Origin of the sequence: Rhizobium sp. P38BS-XIX (genome assembly GCF_012641435.1) — a bacterium.
Classification (GTDB): domain Bacteria; phylum Pseudomonadota; class Alphaproteobacteria; order Rhizobiales; family Rhizobiaceae; genus Rhizobium.
This window is the reverse complement of the sequence record NZ_JABAIJ010000002.1, coordinates 269761-291104: the sequence shown is the minus strand read 5'-3', so window position 1 is coordinate 291104 and position 21344 is coordinate 269761. Positions and strand designations below refer to the sequence as shown.

Annotated in this window: 21 protein-coding genes and 2 pseudogenes; 13 read left to right on the top strand and 10 right to left on the bottom strand. The window is 56.3% G+C overall.

All coding sequences use genetic code 11. The features are described 5' to 3' along the window. Window positions 1-2 precede the first annotated feature (2 nt). Window positions 3-463 (bottom strand): annotated as a pseudogene (locus tag HGP17_RS10460) (VOC family protein). Window positions 464-2149: 1686 nt separating this feature from the next. Here HGP17_RS10460 and HGP17_RS10455 point away from each other — a divergent pair. From HGP17_RS10455 to HGP17_RS10445, 3 genes are all read left to right on the top strand, one after another. Continuing rightward, on the top strand, window positions 2150-3238 hold the full coding sequence (locus HGP17_RS10455) for a LysR family transcriptional regulator (protein WP_348648911.1): 1089 nt from the start codon (window positions 2150-2152) through the stop codon (window positions 3236-3238). A gap of 179 nt (window positions 3239-3417) precedes the next feature. Next, window positions 3418-4158 (top strand): SDR family oxidoreductase, encoded by a 741-nt coding sequence (locus HGP17_RS10450; protein WP_168808598.1) that lies wholly within the window; start codon window positions 3418-3420, stop codon window positions 4156-4158. A 337-nt stretch (window positions 4159-4495) separates the two neighbouring features. Further along, on the top strand, window positions 4496-4882 hold the full coding sequence (locus HGP17_RS10445; RefSeq protein ID WP_348648910.1) for a hypothetical protein: 387 nt from the start codon (window positions 4496-4498) through the stop codon (window positions 4880-4882). A 170-nt stretch (window positions 4883-5052) separates the two neighbouring features. Here HGP17_RS10445 and HGP17_RS10440 read toward each other — a convergent pair whose 3' ends face one another. The 4 genes and pseudogenes from HGP17_RS10440 to HGP17_RS10430 all read right to left on the bottom strand — a co-directional run bounded on the left by HGP17_RS10440 (window position 5053) and on the right by HGP17_RS10430 (window position 9294). Further along, window positions 5053-6594, bottom strand: coding sequence for a PQQ-binding-like beta-propeller repeat protein (locus tag HGP17_RS10440; protein ID WP_348648909.1), 1542 nt, complete (start codon window positions 6592-6594; stop codon window positions 5053-5055). A gap of 141 nt (window positions 6595-6735) precedes the next feature. Then, window positions 6736-6896 (bottom strand): annotated as a pseudogene (locus HGP17_RS34000) (hypothetical protein); the annotation flags it as partial. 459 nt (window positions 6897-7355) lie between these two features. Continuing rightward, complete coding sequence (locus HGP17_RS10435) at window positions 7356-7736, bottom strand: tautomerase family protein (RefSeq protein WP_168808596.1); 381 nt, start codon at window positions 7734-7736, stop codon at window positions 7356-7358. An 865-nt stretch (window positions 7737-8601) separates the two neighbouring features. Continuing rightward, window positions 8602-9294, bottom strand: coding sequence for a DUF72 domain-containing protein (locus tag HGP17_RS10430; RefSeq protein ID WP_168808594.1), 693 nt, complete (start codon window positions 9292-9294; stop codon window positions 8602-8604). Between the two features lie 857 nt (window positions 9295-10151). Between HGP17_RS10430 and HGP17_RS10425 the strand changes: the two genes are divergently transcribed. After that, window positions 10152-10340, top strand: a complete 189-nt coding sequence (locus tag HGP17_RS10425) for a hypothetical protein (protein ID WP_168808592.1) — start codon at window positions 10152-10154, stop codon at window positions 10338-10340. A 119-nt stretch (window positions 10341-10459) separates the two neighbouring features. Continuing rightward, complete coding sequence (locus HGP17_RS10420; protein ID WP_168808590.1) at window positions 10460-10753, top strand: DUF982 domain-containing protein; 294 nt, start codon at window positions 10460-10462, stop codon at window positions 10751-10753. A 548-nt stretch (window positions 10754-11301) separates the two neighbouring features. On the opposite strand, the gene HGP17_RS10415 is transcribed toward HGP17_RS10420, so the two are convergent. Continuing rightward, a complete protein-coding gene (locus HGP17_RS10415) occupies window positions 11302-11664 on the bottom strand; it encodes a PAS domain-containing protein (protein ID WP_168808588.1) in 363 nt (120 codons plus the stop codon). A gap of 232 nt (window positions 11665-11896) precedes the next feature. Beyond that, complete coding sequence (locus HGP17_RS10410) at window positions 11897-12520, bottom strand: GntR family transcriptional regulator (protein WP_168808586.1); 624 nt, start codon at window positions 12518-12520, stop codon at window positions 11897-11899. Between the two features lie 410 nt (window positions 12521-12930). Between HGP17_RS10410 and HGP17_RS10405 the strand changes: the two genes are divergently transcribed. The 3 genes from HGP17_RS10405 to istB all read left to right on the top strand — a co-directional run bounded on the left by HGP17_RS10405 (window position 12931) and on the right by istB (window position 15675). Further along, entirely contained in the window at window positions 12931-13164 is a 234-nt protein-coding gene (locus tag HGP17_RS10405) for a hypothetical protein (protein WP_168808584.1), read from the top strand. A 209-nt stretch (window positions 13165-13373) separates the two neighbouring features. Then, window positions 13374-14891, top strand: a complete 1518-nt coding sequence (istA, locus tag HGP17_RS10400; protein ID WP_168808582.1) for an IS21 family transposase — start codon at window positions 13374-13376, stop codon at window positions 14889-14891. Then, a complete protein-coding gene (gene istB, locus HGP17_RS10395; protein WP_168808580.1) occupies window positions 14881-15675 on the top strand; it encodes an IS21-like element helper ATPase IstB in 795 nt (264 codons plus the stop codon). Before istA ends, istB begins: the two co-directional genes overlap by 11 nt. Here the strand turns inward: istB and HGP17_RS10390 are convergent, their stop codons facing one another. Continuing rightward, window positions 15676-16041: a hypothetical protein gene (locus HGP17_RS10390; RefSeq protein WP_168808578.1), complete on the bottom strand. Its 366-nt coding sequence runs from the start codon at window positions 16039-16041 to the stop codon at window positions 15676-15678. A gap of 15 nt (window positions 16042-16056) precedes the next feature. Next, window positions 16057-16437 (bottom strand): PAS domain-containing protein, encoded by a 381-nt coding sequence (locus HGP17_RS10385; protein WP_168808576.1) that lies wholly within the window; start codon window positions 16435-16437, stop codon window positions 16057-16059. A 211-nt stretch (window positions 16438-16648) separates the two neighbouring features. Between HGP17_RS10385 and HGP17_RS10380 the strand changes: the two genes are divergently transcribed. From HGP17_RS10380 to HGP17_RS10370, 4 genes are all read left to right on the top strand, one after another. Further along, entirely contained in the window at window positions 16649-16846 is a 198-nt protein-coding gene (locus HGP17_RS10380) for a hypothetical protein (RefSeq protein ID WP_168808574.1), read from the top strand. A 1353-nt stretch (window positions 16847-18199) separates the two neighbouring features. Then, window positions 18200-18574 carry a CYTH domain-containing protein gene (locus tag HGP17_RS33580; protein WP_246704015.1) on the top strand — a complete coding sequence of 125 codons (375 nt, stop codon included), beginning with the start codon at window positions 18200-18202 and terminating at the stop codon, window positions 18572-18574. Then, the gene (locus tag HGP17_RS10375; RefSeq protein WP_246704014.1) at window positions 18525-19490 is read left to right on the top strand and encodes a CHAD domain-containing protein; all 966 of its coding nucleotides are present in this window, start codon (window positions 18525-18527) and stop codon (window positions 19488-19490) included. The genes HGP17_RS33580 and HGP17_RS10375 overlap by 50 nt, the downstream gene beginning before the upstream one ends. Window positions 19491-19595: 105 nt before the next feature. Then, the gene (locus HGP17_RS10370) at window positions 19596-19826 is read left to right on the top strand and encodes a hypothetical protein (protein ID WP_168808573.1); all 231 of its coding nucleotides are present in this window, start codon (window positions 19596-19598) and stop codon (window positions 19824-19826) included. Between the two features lie 444 nt (window positions 19827-20270). Here the strand turns inward: HGP17_RS10370 and HGP17_RS10365 are convergent, their stop codons facing one another. After that, entirely contained in the window at window positions 20271-20498 is a 228-nt protein-coding gene (locus tag HGP17_RS10365; protein WP_168808571.1) for a hypothetical protein, read from the bottom strand. A gap of 210 nt (window positions 20499-20708) precedes the next feature. Between HGP17_RS10365 and HGP17_RS10360 the strand changes: the two genes are divergently transcribed. Beyond that, window positions 20709-21206, top strand: a complete 498-nt coding sequence (locus tag HGP17_RS10360) for a DUF4142 domain-containing protein (protein WP_168808569.1) — start codon at window positions 20709-20711, stop codon at window positions 21204-21206. Window positions 21207-21344: the final 138 nt, after the last annotated feature.

Genomic DNA, 21344 nt, shown 5'->3' with positions numbered 1-21344 from the left:
CGTCACCTGTTTTTGATAGCAGCTGTCCGTCGCGTCTGCCGGGCGATTTCGATTGCGGCAACATCGATCTTCATAGTCATCACCGCATCCAATCCGCGCTCGCCTCGCTGTCTCCGATCTGCCAGGAGATGCCCCACTTATCCTTACACTAGCCACAGTCGCTTTCCTGTCCATCGTTGCCGACGATGGCGTTCCAATACCGATTGGTCTCTTCCTGATTTTCAGTCGACATCTGGAAGGAGAACGATTCATGGTGCATGAACATCGGACCGCCGTTCGATCCGATGCACGAGACGCCCGCGACTGTGAATTCTACAACGAGGAAGTCTCCCTGCTTGCCGTCCGGATAGTCGCCGGAAGCGCGAATAACAGCTCCAACCGCGCTGTCGGGACAGGTCGTCGCATAGACGTGAGCAGTTTCTTCGAAGGTCAACAACCACGATCTACCGCTGTGCGCGAAAATAACAAACCCCCGGAAATGTTTTGAAGGAACATCTTCGGGGGCATGTTGTTCGGTAAGCTGGAAGACGCTCAACTTCCACCTCCGACCAAGGTCGGTAGCTGCCAGCAGCTACCGACTTTTGGTTGTGCTAACGTTTTTAACGTCTTTCGAGCGAGTTTGCCTCAGATCAAATAGCTGTAATCAACCTTTTCGATTTGGAGTCTGAGAAGGTCCCGACGATACCTTTGACCGCTTTTAAGACAGGGTGATGCGGCCTCTAAGCCGGTTGAGAACGTCGGCCATTTCCGAAAGTCAGCCGGGACCCGTTGCGCTCGATCATGCCTCGCCGCGCCAGCCACTCGCCGATCAAGAGCAGCGCCTGCAAATCGAGACCGTCGAGCGAGTTTTCCATCGCGGCCGCGGCTTCGGCGACCCTAAATAAAGCGGCGGGAACCCGCTCGAAGGCGATGATGCGCTGCTGAACCTGTTCTGAGTTCGGTGCTGTCCTGCCCGATATAAAGCATGTTTGATGGTTGGAGGTAAATCCAGGTATTCGTCACGCAGGATTGCAGCGCTAGCTTCATCCTCTTCTAACGAAGTTCGTCATGGATGATCGAACTCGCTGCTTCGATCATCCATGACGAATGCCCTTGAATCGCGGAGACAATTTCGTGACCGGTCATTATCGAGCGCGCTAACGCACATGATCATCAGCGTTCAACATACCCGCCGTGATGACGTCCGACAGATAGGAAGTGGGGTGATGCATCACTAGACGATACCTCGCGATACGGATGGGTACGAGGGAAAGAGCGCTCGACCCGCCGGGGGAGCGCCCTCTTCTTCTAACCCGGAAAGCCTCAAACACCGGCCAGCAAACACCGGGCACAGGGCCGAATGGGGGGAAGTGAGCCGCAAATGTACGCGCTTGCGGTATTTCGAGTGACGCCCGGGCCTGCGGCTTGCTAATCGGCAACGGCTAATAAATGTTTCGAGTCGGGAGAGTATCATGCAGTCACTACGGTCGATTGCGGAACGTGCAATTGCCCGCGCTCAGAAGCGCGGAACACCGATCGATCACGACGTCGAATATATGGCCCTCGTCAAGCAGTGGGTTGAGGGCGAGATTGACATCGAGACGATGCGTCAGCGCTACATGGATGTCCTTGCACGCCGATCCGCCGAACGAAGAGGACGACAACAACTTGCCGCTTCTACCGATCGTTCTCAACTTACTTCGGCGTCAACAACTTCGACGGATGCAAGCGCGGGCGCGGCATCAATGGTTGACGACAGGGCCACTGTTCTTTTGGGAAATGCTGCCGAATGTCCGCCTCCAGAAGAGGCGAGCTCGAAGGATTAGCGTCTGATAGCGGCTATATTGAATGTCAGCGCCTAGCGGCAGGTTTCTACGGCGCGCTCAAGGCGCTCGCGATCGTGGACCTGAACCTCGGCGGAGGCGGTCCGCGCTCCAAAATCGCCCATGCTCTGACGGTCCGGGCACCACGTTTACCTCCTGACTGGCTACGATTCCATGTGATCCTCTGCTCTCGAAACCCTAACACGCCCGCAAAGGACCGTGCCGTTACAGAGGATATCGTCGAAGGGGTGAGTTAGCTTTGATCCGATGCTTGCCTCGATTCCATTGCGGCTCTTGATTCGATATTATGCCGCACGCGCGCGACCAGACGTCCTGATGAAGCCAACGTGGTCGCGGCTGGAAACAGGGCCATCGCGTCCGGGGGCCTCCTCAGGCTCCTTCCGAAAAAAGTAGGCGAGTTCACCATCCGCTTTTTACCGGATCGACCGGCGGCCTTCTCCCTTAGCCGAGATTTGGGTATGGGTACCAAGAGCATACCGAATAATATTGTGAAAAGGGCGAAGATCGTGGATCGCTTTTCATCGCTGCGGCTCTTCGTTCGTGTGGTCGAGCGTGGCAGCTTTTCGCATGTCGGGCGGGAAATGGGCATAGGCCAGCCAGCGGTGAGCAAGCAAATCGCCGCACTTGAGGCCCGTCTCGGCGCGCCGCTTCTCAATCGGACGTCGCGCGGTCTAAGCCCGACGTCGGCGGGACAAGATCTCTACGAGTCCGCGCTTCGGATCCTCGACGACCTTGAGGAAACAGAGCTTCGGATCGGACAGAACCGGAGCAGCCCTGCGGGTCTGGTGCGGTTGGCTACGCCGCCAGCCCTTGGCCGTTTATACATTATTCCGCGGCTTGCCGAATTCATGCAGCGCTACCCAAACATCTGGATTGATCTTTCTCCGTCGGAGCGGCGGGTCGATCTTGTGGAAGAACGGATCGACATCGCGCTACGCGTCGGACCTTTGGCCAATTCTTCTCTCATTGCTCGCAAGATCGGTGATCTGCAAATGGCTGTCGTCGCAACACCTGCCTACCTCGAACGCTTTGGAGAGCCCACAAGTCCCGCCGATCTCCGTTCCCATAAACTGATCGCTGGCCAAAGCCAGGGCGCAACACAGGCTTGGAAATTCAAGCACGCGGACGGAGCCTTTCTCCTCGAACCGCAAGGCCACTTCCGATCCAATGACGCTGAGGATCAACGCGCGGCCGTGTTGGCGGGGCTTGGCATCGGCTATGGCGGTCGGGCCATCTTCGCCGCCGACATTGACGCTGGGGCGGTGGTCCCAATCCTCCAAAGCTACATCCCGGACCCCTCGCCGATCCACGTGATTTTCGCGGGCGGCAGACGAACGCCGGAACGGATTCGCATTGTCATCGACCTCTTGGCCCATATCTGCGCTGAGGAGCCGACGTTGCGTATCTCTTCCTGACCCATTCCCTGCAGGAATAGATCATAGTCTCAGGACCCGCCTACGGCGCCTCCGGTGGCGTGACTATTATCAGCTAACGCTGCCGCAACAAAGCGGACGTTGGCAGCGAAGTCGCGCGATCGCCCAAGAGGGGTTGCGGGGCTTTTGTCCGCGTTGATCATGACCTAAACGGAGTTAAAATGACTGATCTCACGGGGAAAAAGGCTCTAGTGACCGGCGGTTCTCGCGGTATCGGAGCGGCAATTGCCCAGATGCTGGCCAAGTATGGCGCCGATGTCGCTTTCACGTTCCAAAATTCGACTGATCGCGCGATGGCCGTCGGCGCCGCTATCGAGGCCCATGGCCGTGGCGGAATAGCGATAAGGGCCGACAGCGCTGATCCGATTGCGATCCGCCGGTCGGTGGATGATGCGGTAAAGTCGCTCGGGGGTCTCGATATCCTTGTGAATAATGCCGGTATCGCGCTCTACGGCGCAATTGCTGATATCAAGCTCGAGGATATCGATGCGCTTCTTGCGGTCAATGTCCGTGGACCGATCCTCGCAACACAAGCTGCTGTTGCCCACCTTGGCCCTGGTGGACGGATCATTACGATCGGTTCTGCTGGTGCCGATCGTATCGTCGGCTCGACGGGCACGATCTACTACATGACGAAGTCAGCATTGCAGTCATTTACCCGCGGCCTCGCCCAGGAGCTCGGACCGCGCGACATCACGGCCAACCTCGTCCAGCCGGGCTCGACGGACACGGATATGAATCCGGCGGACGGAGAGTACTCCGAATTCCAACGTAGCATTGTGCCGTTGGGCCGCTACAGCGCACCTGCCGACATCGCAGCCGCCGTCGCATTCCTGGCGAGCCCGGCGGCAAGGCAAATCACGGGTGCCATCCTCAATGTCGATGGTGGCTTGAACACCTGATCGCGAAGGCTGCGGCGGCCAGCCGGCCGCCGAACCGCCGTAGGCATCAATAGGCAGCCTGCCGGTATCCAGGAAACATCCAACAAAACGAAAAGAGCATGAACGTAATCACGACTCAAAAAACACGCAGCAGCCCTGTCAGACGGATCGTCTTATCGGCCAACGTTGGGCTTAGCTTATGCTTCCACAATCCGTCTCTGCGGAAACGAGAGACAAGGACGGCCCTGACCCTCCGAAGTAAGGCCGCCGGTTGGTCTTGAAACCGAAGGGAAACACCTTGAGATAGGAAAAATCGTTCTACATAAGCTTAGGGATAGATCGTTACCCGGAGGATAAGGTGAAGAACGCAGGATTGGTTTTATTGATGCTCGCCACGCCGGTCTCGGCACAAGCTACCGAAAACCCCAAGCCAGCCCAGATTGAAGACGCGTGCATGACGGTCGCGAAGAATTTTCTCCTGACGGATAACTTGAACACCGGAGTTGTCCAATCTTTCCCTGAGCTTAATCCACCGGGTGTTCGTATGAGCTACTCCACCCGCTCGAACACATCCAAAAGCGACATGTCAGACACATTCGAGTGCGAATTCGGTCAGAGCCAGCCGCCCTACAATCTCACACGATTTTGCGTCACCAGCACATGCTATGCTCCCGATGCCAAGGACGCAGAGAGTAAACGGCGGTTCGAAGAGATGCGGGATCTGCTAAATCGATCTCAGAAATAATCCGTATCGCAAAACATCTGTCGGATATCTGCGCTCGATCATGTCCCGATGGAACTGCGGTCTTATCGGGGGTCGCGCATCAGTCTCATGAACGTGTCTCCCCGACGGCCGCGCGCCGATGCGCCTTAAGGCACAACAAATAATAATCGGGATGTTTGGATGCGGGAGCGCTAATCCCGCGGCAGCGCAAATGCGACCACCTGATCGCCATTTCGGGACTGGACGCCGCCATGGCCGCCAGCGGCTATCACGACATACTGGCGACCATCCCTACCAAGGTAGGTGAGTGGCGTTGCATTGCCGCCGGCGTTGAGATGGTATTCCCACAAAGCGCTCCCTGTCCGACCGTCGAGAGCGCGGATGTATTGATCAGTGGTGGCGCCGATGAACACGACGCCGCTGCGGGTCGCAATGCTGCCACCCATGCTGAAGATCCCGGTCGGTAAACCGAACGGCATCCGAAGACCTGAGGGTCCCATATCTCGCGTTGTACCGATCGGTCGCTGCCAGACGACCTTCTTCGTCAACATGTCAATTGCCTGCATCTGCCCCCAAGGCGGGCGGACACACGGAAGCCCGAGCACATTAAGCCATGGTTTGACAACAATAGAAAATGGTGTTCCGTGCTCCGGATTGTTCTGGAACTCAGGCTGTGGATACGGCTCGGTCCATCCGCCCCATGGCTTGAACAGGCCGTTGTCCAAAGCTGCCTTGTAGGGCAGCATCTGCAACTGGAACGGCATGAACGTCGTGTTCAGATAAAGCAGCTTCCGCCCGGGATCGATTGTCGCCCCATACCAGTCCGAGGTTCCGTCGAAGGCAGGCCATCCGATCGTCGCCTTCTCGCCAGGTGGCGTGAAAAGACCATCGTCCCGCATCCGGTGAAACGCGATACGGCAGAGAAGCTGGTCGATTGGGGTTGCCCCCCACATGTCGGTCTCCTGCAGCTTTGGCGCGAGCATCTGAGGCATTCCGGTCGAAAACGGCTGCGTCGGCGAATAGTGTTCGCCGGGAATGTCACCCTTGGGGACACGCTTTTCCTCGACGTTTGCAATCGGATGCCCATCCCGGCGGTCAAGCACGAAGAGCTGTCCCTGCTTACTTGTCTGTACGAGCGCCGGTATGGTGCTGCCGTTGTCGCCGGGAAGGTCGACCAGAGAGGGTCCAGACGGCAGGTCGAAATCCCAAAGGTCATGATGGACGGTCTGAAAATGCCAGCGCTCCTGGCCGGTCGACAGATCGAGTGCGACGAGCGAACTGGAATACGCATCGTCGAATGGGCGCCGCTCGCCTCCAAAGTAATCCGGGGTCGCGTTGCCTAATGGCACGAAGACGAGGTTAAGCTTCGGATCTGCTGTGTAAACGCCCCAGCCATTCGGCGTGCCCCGTGTATAGATCTCGTCCGGATCAAGTTTCTTGTTGGCGGGCGTCTTGCCCATATCCCAGGACCACGCCAGGGCGCCCGTGTTGGCATCACAGGCACGGATGACACCCGAGGGCTCGCCGACAGACTGATTGTCGTAGACCCATCGGCCAAGAACGCTCTTGCCGTTCAAGACGAGCGGCGGCGACGAGATGAAATGGAAGCCTGGCGGAACCGGACCCATATGCTCGCGCAAATCGACCATTCCGTGATCGCCGAATCCTTCGCAGGGCCTGCCCGTCTCAGCGTCCAGCTCGAACAGCCTCGGCAGGTCGGACGCGGTGGACACGATCCGTGCCCAGCAGGTTTGGGAGGGCGCCGGCGCTCCCTCGGCCGAGGCGTCGTAGTAGGAGACCCCCGGCAAGCCTGGTAGACATTGTGCGACATGTCGCCCGCCGGGTCGTAGCGCCATTTAAGCTGGCCGCTGGTCGCGTCGAGTGCAACGACTTCGCGATGCGGCGTGCAGAAGTAGAGGTTGTCACCGACCTTGATCGGTGTCGCTTCGAAACTGAACTCATGACCTTTCGAATTCTCCCCGGGCCGCGGAAGATCGCCCGTCGAGAACGACCAGGCCTTCTTCAGGTTCTGCACGTTCTCAGTGGTGATCTTGTCCAACGGCGAGTAGCGGTCTCCTGACGGGTGCGGCCGTAGAATTGCCAGGAGTCAGAGGCGACGCCGTCCGTATCGGACTCTCTGGCATTCGTTATCACAGGTTCGAAGCATACTTCAGTCCATCGCGATCCACCGGGCAAGAAGCATCCGAATGATCTCGACCTCAACTACGACCCTGCGGATAGCGACGAGGGCAAATTGCAAATTGCGACCGATAGAGGTTCAGCCCGACGGAGCGATCGCATGCGGAGAGCGTTGCCGGACAGGACCGGGATCTCCGGTTTTTGAGAACAAGGTGTAGATGTCAGGTCTCCGAAACCCTGCTCAGTTCCTTAAGGGCTCTGCATGGAGCACTGCGTCGCTTTCCGGACCTTTCGGTGCGCATCTTGCTACTGTATCGTTGACACAACCGTCAGGCATCGGCTCCAGGCGCACGCATCAAGCATATTGCGCCAAGCCGTGACCGAGCGACCAATTCTCCCTCTCGACCTCAACGAGAGAAATGAAGACATCTTCCGGACGAAGGCCGGGGTCCTCGCTGAGCAGTTGCGCTATCCTTTGAAACAGGGCTTTCTTTTGCTCGACGTTTCGGGTGTTGTTTGCAGTGATCTGGATGAACACGAGGTCATCGCTGCGGGCGACGCCGAGATAGGTCGCGTCGTAGCGGAAGTTCGCCGCCTCGTGCTCCGTGATGATCAAGAAATCATTGTTTTCGGGGACGTTGAATGTTTCGCTCATCGCGCGGTGAACGCCGTCGCAGATCGACATGCGGTAGGATTCCGGCCTTCCGGAACGAAGAGCAATGTGAGTGAGCGGCATAGGCATCCTTCCTTTCGTTTGACGATACGCTGCAGACGAAGCTTTTTGGACTACCGGCGAGCCGATGAGATTGCCGGTATTGCTAGATCCCCTGCCGCATATCTATGATCTTGGCGCTCGCGACTGGTCGCCGGACTGGTGACGATACTTCCGAGGGGACCGGGACGGCCACGCGTTGCGCGCAAGGCGCGACATAAGTTCAGTGAACCGAGAAAGAGACATACCGGCAACCGTGATGAGGAATAATCGCGAGATCACCATAAAACGTGGCGCCGGCCCCGTATATTTACTGCACGGTATACAAATGGTCTCGAACGGCGTTTTACTCCGAGGCGGTATGAGCCGAGTGTCGGAGGCTCTCCCGGATTGCAGAGTAATGCTCATTGAATTCCTCGTGCAGCTCATAGTGAGCAGGCATCTGAACTTCTTTCGCGGCGGACATCCGGCTTGGGTCATCGATCGAATACGATGGGCACAGATCTGCGTCACCTCGGCGGCTCAGCGCATTCCGCGATCCGAAAAGCCCCATTTGCCGCCCGTATCCGCGATCAGGTCAGGCGTCGAATATCAACAACAACCGGACCGGTCGCGATACGATCAAGGGCCTGCAGCGATGGTCCGCATAGCTGACCGCACCCTACGAGCGGGGAGGCTACGGCATCCAGGACTTACCTGATCTGGTGCGGTAGTCTCATGGTCGCTTGATGCCGCTGGACAGCACATCACTCGTAGCGACGAATTTGACCAAGTTTGGGAAGCCGATTGATCGGAAAGAGCGGAGCGCTCCGATGCTCCGCCCACCTCGCCGATGAAACCGGATCGGATGCAGGTTCGACAGCAGCTGGCGGAGAACGAATTATAAGGTTCAATGCATTTCGAGCATAGTCAACGCGTTTTCGATCGCAATCCCTGAGGCGGTATTGTCGAACACGCACCAGCCGTCCGTTGCCAACATCTCAGAGAACCACCTGATCTCCTCATCACTGTAGCTTGAATAGTAGATCTTCGGCTTGCCGTGGAGACGAATGTATTTCGGCGCTGTGCAAAAATCCTCAGCTGGCCATACCAAGGCCGGATCGGCGAGAACCCCATCGATCTCGTATCTCTTCAGCAGATCCAGCGCGCCGGCTGATGCCCAGCTCTTATGCCGCACCTCTATGACAATCGGTCCCCCATCTGCCGTTCGCATGGTCTTGAAAGCACTGCCGCACTCGTCGGCATCAAACGTCAGCGACGGCGGCAACTGGCACAGTATAGGTCCGCGCTTTTTGCCAAGAGGAGCGATATCCTGGAGGAAAGTATCGAACGGCTTGGCGATATTTTTCATCGCGCGATCGTGTGTGATCTCTCGGGGAAGCTTTACCGAAAACAGGAATCCGTCGGGTACGGAATCAGCCCACCGCGCAAATGTCGATGGCTTGTGCCGACGATAGAATGTTGAATTTACCTCTACTCCACTGAAGATCGAAGCGTATCGGGTCAAGCTGCTTCCCTCCTGCGCGAACCGGTCAGCCGCCTTTCGCGGAATAGACCAGGCTGCGGTCGCAATGATGGGCATTGTTTTTTCTCCTAAATTTGCAAGCTACCGAGCCAAACAAATGGCTGGACAACGAGGTTCCGTATGTCGGTTATACAGCCGTCGGAACCGTTGACCATCCAGGAAGCTCGACGAACGAATTCAGGAAGTCGTTATCAGTGACGAGCCGATGAGACAGGGGCGCAAGGTCCCAACCCTAAGACCTAGAGGGAACAGGCCAACCTAAGCCCTATGCCGAGCGCCTCACGATGGCGGACGCTACAGCTCGGAAGGCTCCTACTGCTTTCGTCGCCAGATCTTCCGCAGCGCATACGACACGTGTGACATGCCCGATCATCCAGGCCTGAGACGTGCATGGCATCGGGAGAAAGACCATCACTGCTTAGCTTCCCCCTAGCAGCACAATCGGGGACGATAGCAATCAGCAACATCATCGGGAACAGCGAAAGGGCACTCAACAAATCCGAAGCTCTATGCCAGCTGTTCGGCCGCATACGTGAACCATCGATCCGCCAAATGTGACGTCAGGAGCCTCATGACAGCAAATGGACCGATTTGCACTGGGTTCTCTCTCTGATTACGGTCGCAGCTTGCACGAGACGCGAATAAGTAAATACATAAGATTTGCCAGGCGGTTGAATTGTGATCGAGCTCTCAAGCGCGGAGAACAGTGAGGCCACAATCAGCTTTTTGTATTCGGGAATTCGCACACCGGAACAGCGGCGCGGCAATTTGTGCTTGACAGCTTTTTGTCTTGGTATGCGACAACCCCCTGTGGAGACTAAGCCTCTGGTCACCAAAGTGCTCAGAAAGGCCTTACGAGGACGAGTGCGCGCGGCGTAGACCAGGAGCATCTTTCGTGATTCCGAGAGGAGGGCATGATGCTCAACACCGCCAAGCGCGTCGCTGAGGATGCGGCAATTACGGTACCTCAAATCGAGGCCGTCATCGCATCTCTAGATGAGTCGCTTTTAATCGCCGAGAAGGGTTGCAAGCCGGTTCCTCTTCTCACTTACCGCTCAAAGCGCATTTTTGAAATCGCACTCGCCCTTCGCGACGCCGCGTAGGATTGGCGCGAGTGTGTAGATCGCGGACGTGGATGCGCGGTGCGCTAGAGCATGTCTTGAATCCTCAATTTCAGCACCTACATCGTCGCCGTCAAAAGCGCATGAGAAAGGAGATTGCCATGGCGAGCACACTGTTTGACGCACCACTGTTCCTGAAGAAAAAGCACTACATTCAGGAACTCGCGTCTCTCGAAGACGTCTTCGATTTCCTTGACACTTGGCCACAGGCCGAGAGAGATACGACCCACGAGGTGCTCGTAAAGGCGTGCCATATGGCGGCACAAGGAATTTTTCCTTTGCCTGCGATCCGCGAAAATCTTCGCCGGTTCCTGCTGAAGCGAAATCTGCTAGCGAACATCGAAGAAGTGCCGCTTATGACTAAGGGCTTGACTGATCGCAACATAGGCTCGTGAGCGCGGCAGAGCATTCAATCTTCTTCGAGCTGTTCTGCTATGTTAAGGCGCCATACGTGACTGCTATTGGAGCAAAGCGTGCGACCTGTTCCAAATTATCGTTAGCCCTCAGGCTGATAGTTCTTAACAACAAGACCTCACTAAGGAATAGCGAGGAGTTTTTCGATATTCCGGTAAGAGCGCCGGAATATCAGGGGAACCGATACCAAGTCACTAGCTGATGTGGCTTGAAGCTAACGACTGCGCATGGCCGTTTGAGCCGAATTGAGATTGGGGTTAGGCGTGCCACTGAATTGAGAGGGTAAAGGCTGCAATCGACCGCCGATTTGCTAACCGCACGCACGCCTTCCCAAACTTGCACACTTTGATCGATATTCTGCAGAAGATACGTTTGTGAAACACTACGCCACCGGCGGTCGAAACCCGACGGAAGATGCATTGATGCATCGCAGTGACCGATCGAGCTTTGATCGGTAGAGCGGAAGACGATTCTTTGAGACGCAGAATGGCGATATGCGCCAAAAAAAATTATAGAGCATTCGTAAGCCTCAAACGAGCGATAACATGCTTATCGGATAAACAATACCGACAAAATGCGCTTGATGGTCGATTGCGTCGCCAAAACATCGTCCTGATGAAGCGACGCGCCTGTAAACACCCTGAGCATCTTTCACCCGGAACTCAACATGGAAAGAATTACGTGACCTTATAGCTAGAAACCACAAGCGCGCAACGACGTCGCGGTCGTTGGTATACACGCCTTTGAGATAGTGCCTTGCCGTCAACCCTTTGACGGTTCGAGTCGGATCCAATCCGAATAGATAGGCTACAGCGGTATCACCGTAGATCATATTGCCGGCCAAAGGCCACGTAAAGATTCCCGCTTCTTCCTGTAGATCATCGCTCACCATTTCCCCGCTCCGCTCTCATGCAAGAGTTCTACGCGACCGGTTGGCAGTTGGATGCCCTCCAATGCGAGCTGTCGCGGAAATAGTTTCGATTCTTTGCTAGGCTGGCGTTCGAAAACGGCCTCAATGAAATCGTTGGTGGCTGTTTTCAAGGCAGATGCAGAATTCACTTCAATCAGAAATGGACACGATCGTCATCGATTGCCTGCAAACTCGTGGCATAGCAAAAATATAGTCATGTAAAATGCCGACTAATTGCGTTCTCAACAATCTGTGTTGCAACATTCTGCCGGCGTTGATGATAGATGCGCAGTCCTTCCACCAAGCTGTCAAAATCGCCTCGGGCCCAGAAGCGAGTGAGCTTCTGGAGTTCGGTCACTCTATCTTGCAGGACCCAGTCCTTATGAACACGATAAGGCTGCAATCTGTCGCTTACGTTACCGCCATAAGCAATGTATGCCTCCTCGCCAGTCGCAAGGAAGATAGAGCGGAAGAATTTCCATGTCAGCGCAGCAGTGAGATCGAAACACTCACCCATTTCAACATCCGCCGTTCTGTGAAATCGTCGCGATCGAACGATGTTTACAGCGTCAACAAGAAGCACCTCGTGAACGTGGTAGAGTGCTCCCAGCTGCATGCCACTCAAACGCGGCACGGAAAATCCCTCACCATTCGAGCGCTCCAACAGATTTTGTGCTGCCAACCTATGAAGCGCCACGACAACGGGCGTGGAGCTTATATTGAGCATCCTGCCAATCTCGCGCGGGGTGATATGCTCCCCCGGCTTATAATTTCCGGCAAGAAGTTCTGAGGTAAGTCTTTCGTAGACGATCCGATCAAGGGCCAGCCTAGGTGTCATCAGCGTTCGATATGTCCTCACTCGTATTGAGCTGCTAGTCACTGCATGCGGCAACAGCGAAGTCAAGTTGCGTAAGGTATCGCTCATTAAATTTCTGATGGGGAGACGCTCAGTCCAACCGTGACATGAGTGTCTGCGATCCAAGCTGCCGGTAATGCGGATCGTGAAACAGTCATTCCCGAAACGACGCGAAGTGAATTGATTTCCGGCACAGTTTCAGTCCAAAATCGATGCGCGAGCCGAGCAGTGGACAACAAATATCCCAATTGGAACGTTCGCACGTCTTTTGAGGCGTTTCTTTCACTCACGATCATGCGATAGCGGAAACTACGCTCATCGTACCAAAGGGTAGGAGTCCTTTAATAGGCGAGCTGCCAAAATACGGGACGCAGCCTTGTTGGGAGAGCGCGATGCCTGAGAGGATCAGCGTTGATTTATTTGGTACATGGACATATGTCACGCAGATCGTGTACCAACGCCCGAAGGGTCAGTTCGTGCCTTTTCTGATCCGAAATCGGATTTCCACACACGAAATTTCTGACGCGAAGGCAACCATTGCCGTGGCGCCCATGATAAAAAGCGAGATGATCGCAACGGCCAGAAACAGTGGGATTGACCTGTTAGGCCACACGCGCCTTTTGTGAGATGCTGATGTCAAGTTTCGCGGATACAGCGACATTGGTCAGCCTCGCACGTCTGAAGAAGCGCGATGAGGCGACTTTTCTCCATTCGCTGTCAGCGTGTTGGTTTCCACGCAGAACTGAGCCGGTTAGGCGCATAATTTCCATTGAGAATTGAGCCATGTGAACCTTCCTCCAACGCGATGAGCGACGGGGGCAACGGAGTGATCCACATGGGACTTTTAAACATCATCCGTCGGATGGCATTGCGTGAGAAGCTGTCGGTGCGCGAGATCAGCCGACGAACCGGATTGTCGCGCAATACGATCGCGAAGTATCTGAGCGCTGGTACGATCGAGCCGAAGTTCACGGTACCGGAACGACCGAGCAAGCTTGATCCGTTCGCCGACAAACTCGCTGGCTGGCTGAAGACCGAGGCCGGGAGATCACGCAAGCAGCGCCGAACGCTGAAGCAACTTCATGCCGATCTGATGGCTCTGGGCTTCACCGGCTCCTACGGTCGGGTCGCCGCGTTCGCCCGTGAGTGGCGGGTTGAGCAGCAGACGACGGGCCGCGGCATATTCGTTCCGCTGTCTTTCCGCGCTGGCGAGGCATTCCAATTTGATTGGAGTGAGGACTATGCCGTGATCGGCGGCGAGCGCACGAAGCTTCAGGTCGCCCACATCAAGCTATCACACAGTCGAGCTTTCCTGGTCAGAGCCTACCTGCTGCAAACGCACGAGATGCTCTTCGACGCCCATTGGCACGGCTTCCGGGTCTTCGGCGGCATACCTAGTCGCGGCATCTACGATAACATGAAGACGGCGGTCGATCGCGTCGGCCGCGGCAAGGAGCGTCAGGTCAACATTCGCTTCCTCGCGATGACGAACCACTACGTCTTTGCGCCTGAGTTCTGCAATCCGGCTGCGGGCTGGGAGAAGGGTCAGGTCGAGAAGAACGTCCAGGATGCCCGACCGCGGCTGTGGCAACAGATGCCCGACTTCCCGGACCTGGCGGCATTGAATGTCTGGCTGGAACAACGATGCCAGGACCTGTGGCGGGAAACGCCGCATGGCACTTTGCCCGGCACGATCGCGGATGTTTGGGCTGATGAGCGGTCAGCATTGATGGCATTGCTTACCGCTTTTGACGGCTTTGTCGAGCAGAGCAAGCGCGTCTCGCCGACATGCCTGATCACCTTCGAGCGGAACCGCTACAGCGTGCCTGCGTCTTTTGCGAACCGGCCCGTCAGCCTGCGGATTTATCCAGAGCGGCTGGTTGTTGCGGCCGAGGGCAATATCCTCTGCGAACATCCGCGGATCATTGAACGCAGCCACGACAAGCCGCCGCGAACGATTTACGACTGGTGGCACTACCTTGCTGTCATCCAGCGCAAGCCCGGTGCTCTGCGCAATGGCGCACCCTTCCTGGAATTACCGGTGGCCTTTCGGCAACTGCAGGACCAGATGCTCCGCCGCCCTGGCGGTGACCGTGAGATGGTCGATATCCTCGCGCTTGTGCTTCATCACGACGAACAGGTCGTCGTCAGGGCTGTGGAACTGGCTCTGGATGCAGGCGTGGCGACCAAGACGCATGTGCTGAATCTGCTGCATCGGCTGATCGACGGCAAGACAACCGATGGCCCCGATATCGATACGCCGCAGGCGCTGACCTTGCTTCACGAACCCAGGGCCAATGTCGAGCGCTACGATGGTCTGCGCGTCCGGATCGGAGGTCGCCATGCGTCATGATCCTGCCAGCGCTGCCGTCGTCATCATGCTGCGTAGCCTGAAGATGTACGGCATGGCCCAGGCCGTAACGGACCTGATCGAGCAAGGAGCGCCAGCGTTCGATGCGGCCGTACCGATCCTGTCCCAATTGCTGAAGGCCGAGATGGCCGAGCGCGAGGTCCGTTCCATCGCCTATCACATGAAGGCTGCTCGCTTCCCAGCCTACAAGGACATCTCCGGGTTCGACTTCGCCGCCAGCGAGATCAACGAAGCGACGGTGCGCCAGTTGCACCGATGCGAGTTCATCGACGGAGCGCATAATATCGTGCTTGTCGGCGGACCGGGCACAGGAAAAACGCATGTCGCAACCGCCCTCGCAGTCCAGGCCATCGAGCATCACCGCCGAAAGGTCCGCTTCTTCTCGACCATAGAATTGGTCAACGCGCTCGAACAGGAGAAGGCCAAAGGGAAGGCCGGTCAGATCGCCGAAACACTGGTTCGCCTCGATCTGCTGATCCTGGACGAATTGGGCTACCTTCCGTTCAGTGCGTCGGGTGGAGCGCTGCTCTTCCATCTGCTGAGCAAACTTTACGAGCGCACAAGCGTCGTTATCACCACCAATCTCAGCTTCAGCGAATGGGCAACGGTCTTCGGCGACGCCAAGATGACCACCGCTTTGCTCGACCGCCTGACCCACCGTTGTCATATCCTGGAAACCGGCAACGACAGCTTCCGCTTCAAGGCTAGCTCGGCCGCAGTAGCACAGAAGAGAGGAGAAAAGACGAATCCCTTGACCAAACTCTGATCAGAAAACCATACTCAGAGGTGGCTCACTTCTCGGTGGAAAAACCGGCTCAGTTCCGCGCGGAAACCAACAGTCCGGCCTTGATTCGGACGAGACCGTCTGCGCAGGCTCCGTTTCACATCCTTCATCGCGAGAATCCACCCCGACGACAGGCCGGAAGTTGCGCGTCTCTTGACTGCTCATTCCATTCGCGATGTCTACGTCCATGCCGCCGACCTGTCCGATCCGTTGAACACGGGCTAGGTCTGCCTCCCTTTTGCGGAGTTCCGCTTCTGTTTTCTTGCGCTCGGTGATATCCCAGGTGAAACCGATGATTATCGCTTCGCCTGTCAGCGGGTCGATGGAATGAGCGGTCCGCTCTTCCATCCAGCCACCCTCTCCTCAGTTTTGACGAACTATGCGGACCTCGGTATGCCAACCGACACCGCTTTCTCCCGCTGCCCTCACCATTTTCTCGTGTCGTGCGCGATCATCGGGATGCACCAGGACGAAACTGTCGAAAGCGCCATAGTCGGCTTTGCCTTCGTTTAAGGCGTCGAGGTCGGCAATAGACCGGGATCGGTTGACCACGTCGGTCTTGAGATTCCAGGCCCAATGCTCCATTTTCGCCACCTCGAGCGCACGGCGAAGCCTCTCCTGGCTCGCATGAAGGGCGGCATTGCTCTCCAGCAGCGTTATCCTCATTGTCGAGAGTTCACGCTCGGCTTCGGCGAGGCGCTGCGCAAGAGCGTCGAAATCTCGATCGTCGTGTTCGTCGGGCATGGGGCTCTCCTGCTCTCGGGAAAGGTACCATGACATTGCAGATCGACAGCAAGCAAATTGCGGCCGCTCCGTGTCCGTCAACCGGAAAGGGTCATACAATGGTATCCGTCCGGTGACGTACGCATTGCGTTTGAACAGGAACATCGCCGATCCGGAACAGTTAGCCCCTCGAGATCGATAAACGGTCTCGTTTCCAGAAAAGGAGAACATCATGGCCAATCAAGGCGGATCGCACGAACAGCATGTAAAGGCTGGCGAACAGTCTCACAAGAATTCTGGTTCACAGCAAAACGCGGGATCGAAGCAGAACGCCTCTTCCCGTGACAACGAAAACCAGGGTTCTGGCACCCGCGGCGGTTCGCACGAGCAGCATGTGAAGGCCGGACAGCAGTCCCATAAGAACTCCTGACGATAGCGGGGGCCCGCGCAAGCGGGCCCTACTATGATGATCCTACAATGAGCCTGTCCGGGTCAGCTTTCCGTCGCCCTCGTTCATAGCAACACGCAATCATGGCGACATTTCCATGCCTTCAACCCTGTCAAAAAGCGTGAGTTCCGTGGATTGATGATGCTGCCTTTTTGGTGAGAGAGGCGACGATGAAGGCTTCGACCTTGATGGGGAGCTAAAGGAAATCCGCGACCTCCTGCATCGCGCTGAGCAGATTGACATTGCAAACAACATTTATGGTGCCAAACTTGCCACCATGGCCACCGACCAGAATCCATCGGCGCTTTTTCGACAAAGCACAAAGCGATTTAAGCAGCCGGGTTTGCCGCCGAAACAATCCTCATAAATAACTTGGAACATCGCATCTCATTGACGTCATCTGCCGTCGTACGCGATAGTTGCCATTTCAGCATAGGTGTCGCTGTTTTTCTCTCATAGAGATACAGGTCGGCGAAGCGAGCGTCCTAACCACCTGCCGTTTTCCCCAGGGAAAACGGTCGATCTTAGGCATTGGCCCCGGCGTTTCGTCAAGCACCCATCTTTCGAGTTCGCAACGCGGTCCAGGACCAGAAAATGAGTAGAGCCAACTCGTGAACACTTTGCGCTCGGGAAGGAATTCAGAGAAAAAATGGCGCTCAAACCGTGAATGAGGCCGCATGGGCGGCATTCTCTCCTCCAGGACCCGTGCTGCGTTGCGTCGCGTCTTTAACGAGTGCATCAGCGATTTAGGGACGCCAAATTTCCCATGAAGCAGATGCACGGCACCGTGGTAGCGGTGCGGTGAGCAGTCGTTGTGGTAGCCAAACCAACTGAATATTGAGGTCTCGACGCCCCACGACGTCCGCTTTCGCGAAGGGCTTCGCGCTTGGCTGCGCCGCAAGTTGTTTAGCCAAGGTCGAGATGACCTCTCAAAACGTCCCGTCGTCGATTTCGGCGGCTCCCCCCGGAGGGCATCTTGAGCTGACCGCGACCGTCTCACCGGCAGCAGATCGCGCCTGCTTGCTTGATGACGCGAGCGACTGTCCCGATGCGGTCTGGTTCGATGTCAAATAGCATGGTTGCTTTTGATTTCCTCCTATCTTTCATCATTTTGCGTTGGCATCGAACTATGACAGTCAGGTGCGCGTTGAGTTGATCCCTTGAGTAGTCGGAGTTTATCTTGTCGTCAGAAACCGAAATCAAGCTCGACCTGTCCCAGGAAGCCCTCGTGCCGTTGTCGGTTCGGACCTTCTGGGAAAGCCAGACATGGTTCTCGACCTGCGATCAACCTATTTTGATTGCGCCGACCGCATGCTCTGGAAGGATGGCTAGACCTTGCGCATCAGGCAAGCGGGCGCCACCAGGACGCAGACCGTCAAAGCGACCGGGCCCAGTAGGGCGTTGTTTGCACGATCGGAATGGGAAACGCCACTGAAGGGCGATGAACCCGTCCTCGATCATACGAGTCCGCTGCTGGGAGAGTATGGTGGCGATCTGAAGCTGGAACCTGTGTTCGACGTCGTGATCGCCAGACGGCTATGGAATGTGGTTGAGGGCGGTTCGCGCATTGAGATGGTTATCGATGAGGGTGACGTTATCTGCGGCGAGCGCCGCTCGCCCGTTCTGGAAGCCGAGATCGAACTGAAGGACGGGAAGCTGGATGATCTTTTTCGTCTTTGCTCGAAAATTCGATGCCGTTGCGGGCTTTAAGTTCGGGGTGCTGTCAAAGGCGGAGCGCGGCTTTGTTCTTGCCGATGCGCATAAGACGGTGTTCAAGGCCGAGCCTGTCTCCTTGGAAGAGAGTACGAGCGTCGCGGCGTCGCTTAAGGCAATTGCACTCTCTTGCATTCGCCAGTTCAGGTTGAACGAAGATGCCCTGCTTCGGCGCCGACGCCCGGATGCCCTTCACCAGACCAGGGTAGCGTTGCGCCGTCTTCGATCCGCTTTCTCGTTGTTTAAGGCTGTCTTACCCGGCGATGAGCCAGAACGACTGAAGCAGGAATTGCGTTGCCTTGCCGCCGTCCTTGGCGAGGCTCGCAATGTCGACGTTCTTCTCGCCAAAGCTTACGACAAGGACCTCGCGGCCAAGCTCAAGACAGCCCGTGCCGCCGCCTATCGAGATGCAATCGATGCCTTGGACTCGTCGCGCGCACGCGCTCTGATGCTTGACCTCGTCCATTGGCTGGAATGCGGTGACGACTTGGCGCGCAACGGCGACGCCTCGACCAATGCAGCGAGGGACTTCGCAGCCCGCATTCTTGAGAAACAGCGTAAACGTCTGAAGAGGGACGGGAACGCTTTGGCGAAGACGGATGACGATCAAAGGCACGAAGTCCGAAAGGACGCCAAGAAGTTTAGATATGCAGCTGAGTTCTTCGGGTCGCTGTTTAAGGATAAGCGCGGTGCGCGACGGCATAAGAAATTTCTGGAGGCGATGGAGGCGCTACAGGATGAACTAGGAGCGCTCAACGACCTTGCAACAGGCCCGGATGTTCTGGAGAAGCATGGACTGCGCGATCATCCGGCCAGAGACAGTATTGTCTCGCACGGCGACAAGGTGGCATTGATCGTCAAGGCTCAGGTCGCATTGGATGAGGTCCTCGATACAAAGCGTTTCTGGAAGTAGGCCAGTCTTTCGTCAATTTGTCAGAGAGCTTTCGTAGACAGTCGCTCGCTTGCGTTCGATCTCGCGAGCTCCTGCATCGGCACAGAGAAGTTGGAGGAGAAGAGAATGCCCGAGATAGCTCGGATTGCAGAAACGGTGGAGCGGCTGGCAAAGCCAGACATGAAGCCGAAGGACCTCGTGGCCGCAGTCCGAAAGGAACACCCGCACGCCAGCAAAAAAGAAGTTTCTCGCGCGGCGTTCTACGCAGTAATTGTAGCCTCAGAGAATGCATCTGATCGCGTGGCGGAGCTGCACAACATCGCCTTCGATACGCGCAACAGCCAAGATGATGACTAGCCTGAACGGAGACTGAAGTGCGGACGGTGGCCAACGCCGTTCCAGGGAGGTGCCGATCTCACCTTTGCATTCACACCCTGTCCTCTTGGCTAATGTTGGCCGATATCAACCATGCCAGATCCAAAATCCTTTGAATGCTGGGTGGCCATAAGACGGGAAAAAACAAAGCCCGCTTCGATAGCACTTTCGAAGAGAAAGTGTCGCGTCAGTCGCCGCGGTCGCCAAGATTGCACTTAATTTGAGTTACGGGCCATTGAATGGCGCCGATATTTCGCCCTTAGCTGCCCAGCACCAAAGCTTCACGCCAGCCCACGCCCAAAAAAGGAGCTGGAAACAGGGCCAACGATCGGCACAACGAACCGGCTATCTTTTGCGTCCCGCATGGGCTTCCGTCGCTTTTTGTGAAGGGCTTTTGCGGTTAGCATTCCCCATTGTTGAAAATGATCATGACCCCTCCTTCGCGGTTCCGCGAGGATCTTCCTTGCTGTTATCAGCCGGGTCGTAGTTCAGGTCAAAATCCTTGCCCGATTTCTTGCCGGGCGGATCACGGTTAACGGTCGCGTCCTGCGAACCGGTAATCACCGTCGGCTTGGCACTCGCGACACCTGTGGCTTTTCGATCGGCCTGCGACGGTGCGAATTGTCCCTTGGCGTCATCTTCAGGGTTTGGCATCTGGATACTCCTTGAGAATACGAGCCAACCAACCCCGAAGCCCAAAGTTCCTCGATCCTGAACAAAAGCCGGCACGGCCGACTCCGGCAAAATGTAGGAGCTAAACCGGTGTTGTCCTCCAACACGCGGATTTCAAGGGAACTTCGCAGACGGATCAAGGTTCGAGCAGCGGCCCAATGCTATAGGCGAACAAAGACTGTCGAGGTAGATATGAAGTGGCTTCTTTCTTCCATAGCCCTGCTCACACTGGTGACGACGAACACGTTTGCCGAAGACGCCGGCCGAGCGAAGTCGATTGACTTCGCCGCCAAGGTCTCGATGGCCAACATGTTCGAGATCGAAGCGGCCAAAGTCGAGCTTGCAAAAGGTAAGGCTGACGACGCCAGGCAATTCGCACGGGATATGCTCAAGGATCATGAGAAAGCTGCGTTGCTACTTATAGAGGCGGCGAAGGAGGACGGAATCCCCTTCCCGACCAGCCTCGATGCTGAGCATCAGCAAAAGGTTAAGGCCCTCCAAGACAGCGATCCTGCCAATCTTGACCAAGCTTATTTGTCGACACAGCTGACAGTTCACCAGGATGCACTCACACTGTTTGAAAGTTTTTCAAAAAGTGGTCCAGATGGGCAGCTCAGGAATGTCGCCGGCAAGATCGTTCCTGACCTCCACATGCACCTGACGCGGGTCGAGGGGCTGACCTCCAAGTAATGCTCGTCGGCACGGCGTTTCGAACTTCACCGGAAAGCGCCGGCGGATCAAGCGTTCATAGCTCATACCTGAGGAATTCGATTATGATGCCAGGTAGTTAATGTGCGGTCGCGGAGTCTGAGCTAGCGGGCCTTGTCG

Coding starts and splice junctions, on each gene's coding strand:
- HGP17_RS10450 (WP_168808598.1), top strand. CDS start 3,418: ATGACTGATCTCACGGGGAAAAAGGCTCTAGTGACCGGCGGTTCTCGC.
- HGP17_RS10435 (WP_168808596.1), bottom strand. CDS start 7,736: ATGCCGCTCACTCACATTGCTCTTCGTTCCGGAAGGCCGGAATCCTAC.
- HGP17_RS10430 (WP_168808594.1), bottom strand. CDS start 9,294: ATGCCCATCATTGCGACCGCAGCCTGGTCTATTCCGCGAAAGGCGGCT.
- HGP17_RS10425 (WP_168808592.1), top strand. CDS start 10,152: ATGATGCTCAACACCGCCAAGCGCGTCGCTGAGGATGCGGCAATTACG.
- HGP17_RS10420 (WP_168808590.1), top strand. CDS start 10,460: ATGGCGAGCACACTGTTTGACGCACCACTGTTCCTGAAGAAAAAGCAC.
- HGP17_RS10415 (WP_168808588.1), bottom strand. CDS start 11,664: ATGGTGAGCGATGATCTACAGGAAGAAGCGGGAATCTTTACGTGGCCT.
- HGP17_RS10410 (WP_168808586.1), bottom strand. CDS start 12,520: ATGACACCTAGGCTGGCCCTTGATCGGATCGTCTACGAAAGACTTACC.
- HGP17_RS10405 (WP_168808584.1), top strand. CDS start 12,931: ATGCCTGAGAGGATCAGCGTTGATTTATTTGGTACATGGACATATGTC.
- istA (WP_168808582.1), top strand. CDS start 13,374: ATGGGACTTTTAAACATCATCCGTCGGATGGCATTGCGTGAGAAGCTG.
- istB (WP_168808580.1), top strand. CDS start 14,881: ATGCGTCATGATCCTGCCAGCGCTGCCGTCGTCATCATGCTGCGTAGC.
- HGP17_RS10390 (WP_168808578.1), bottom strand. CDS start 16,041: ATGGAAGAGCGGACCGCTCATTCCATCGACCCGCTGACAGGCGAAGCG.
- HGP17_RS10385 (WP_168808576.1), bottom strand. CDS start 16,437: ATGCCCGACGAACACGACGATCGAGATTTCGACGCTCTTGCGCAGCGC.
- HGP17_RS10380 (WP_168808574.1), top strand. CDS start 16,649: ATGGCCAATCAAGGCGGATCGCACGAACAGCATGTAAAGGCTGGCGAA.
- HGP17_RS10375 (WP_246704014.1), top strand. CDS start 18,525: ATGATCTTTTTCGTCTTTGCTCGAAAATTCGATGCCGTTGCGGGCTTT.
- HGP17_RS10370 (WP_168808573.1), top strand. CDS start 19,596: ATGCCCGAGATAGCTCGGATTGCAGAAACGGTGGAGCGGCTGGCAAAG.
- HGP17_RS10365 (WP_168808571.1), bottom strand. CDS start 20,498: ATGCCAAACCCTGAAGATGACGCCAAGGGACAATTCGCACCGTCGCAG.
- HGP17_RS10360 (WP_168808569.1), top strand. CDS start 20,709: ATGAAGTGGCTTCTTTCTTCCATAGCCCTGCTCACACTGGTGACGACG.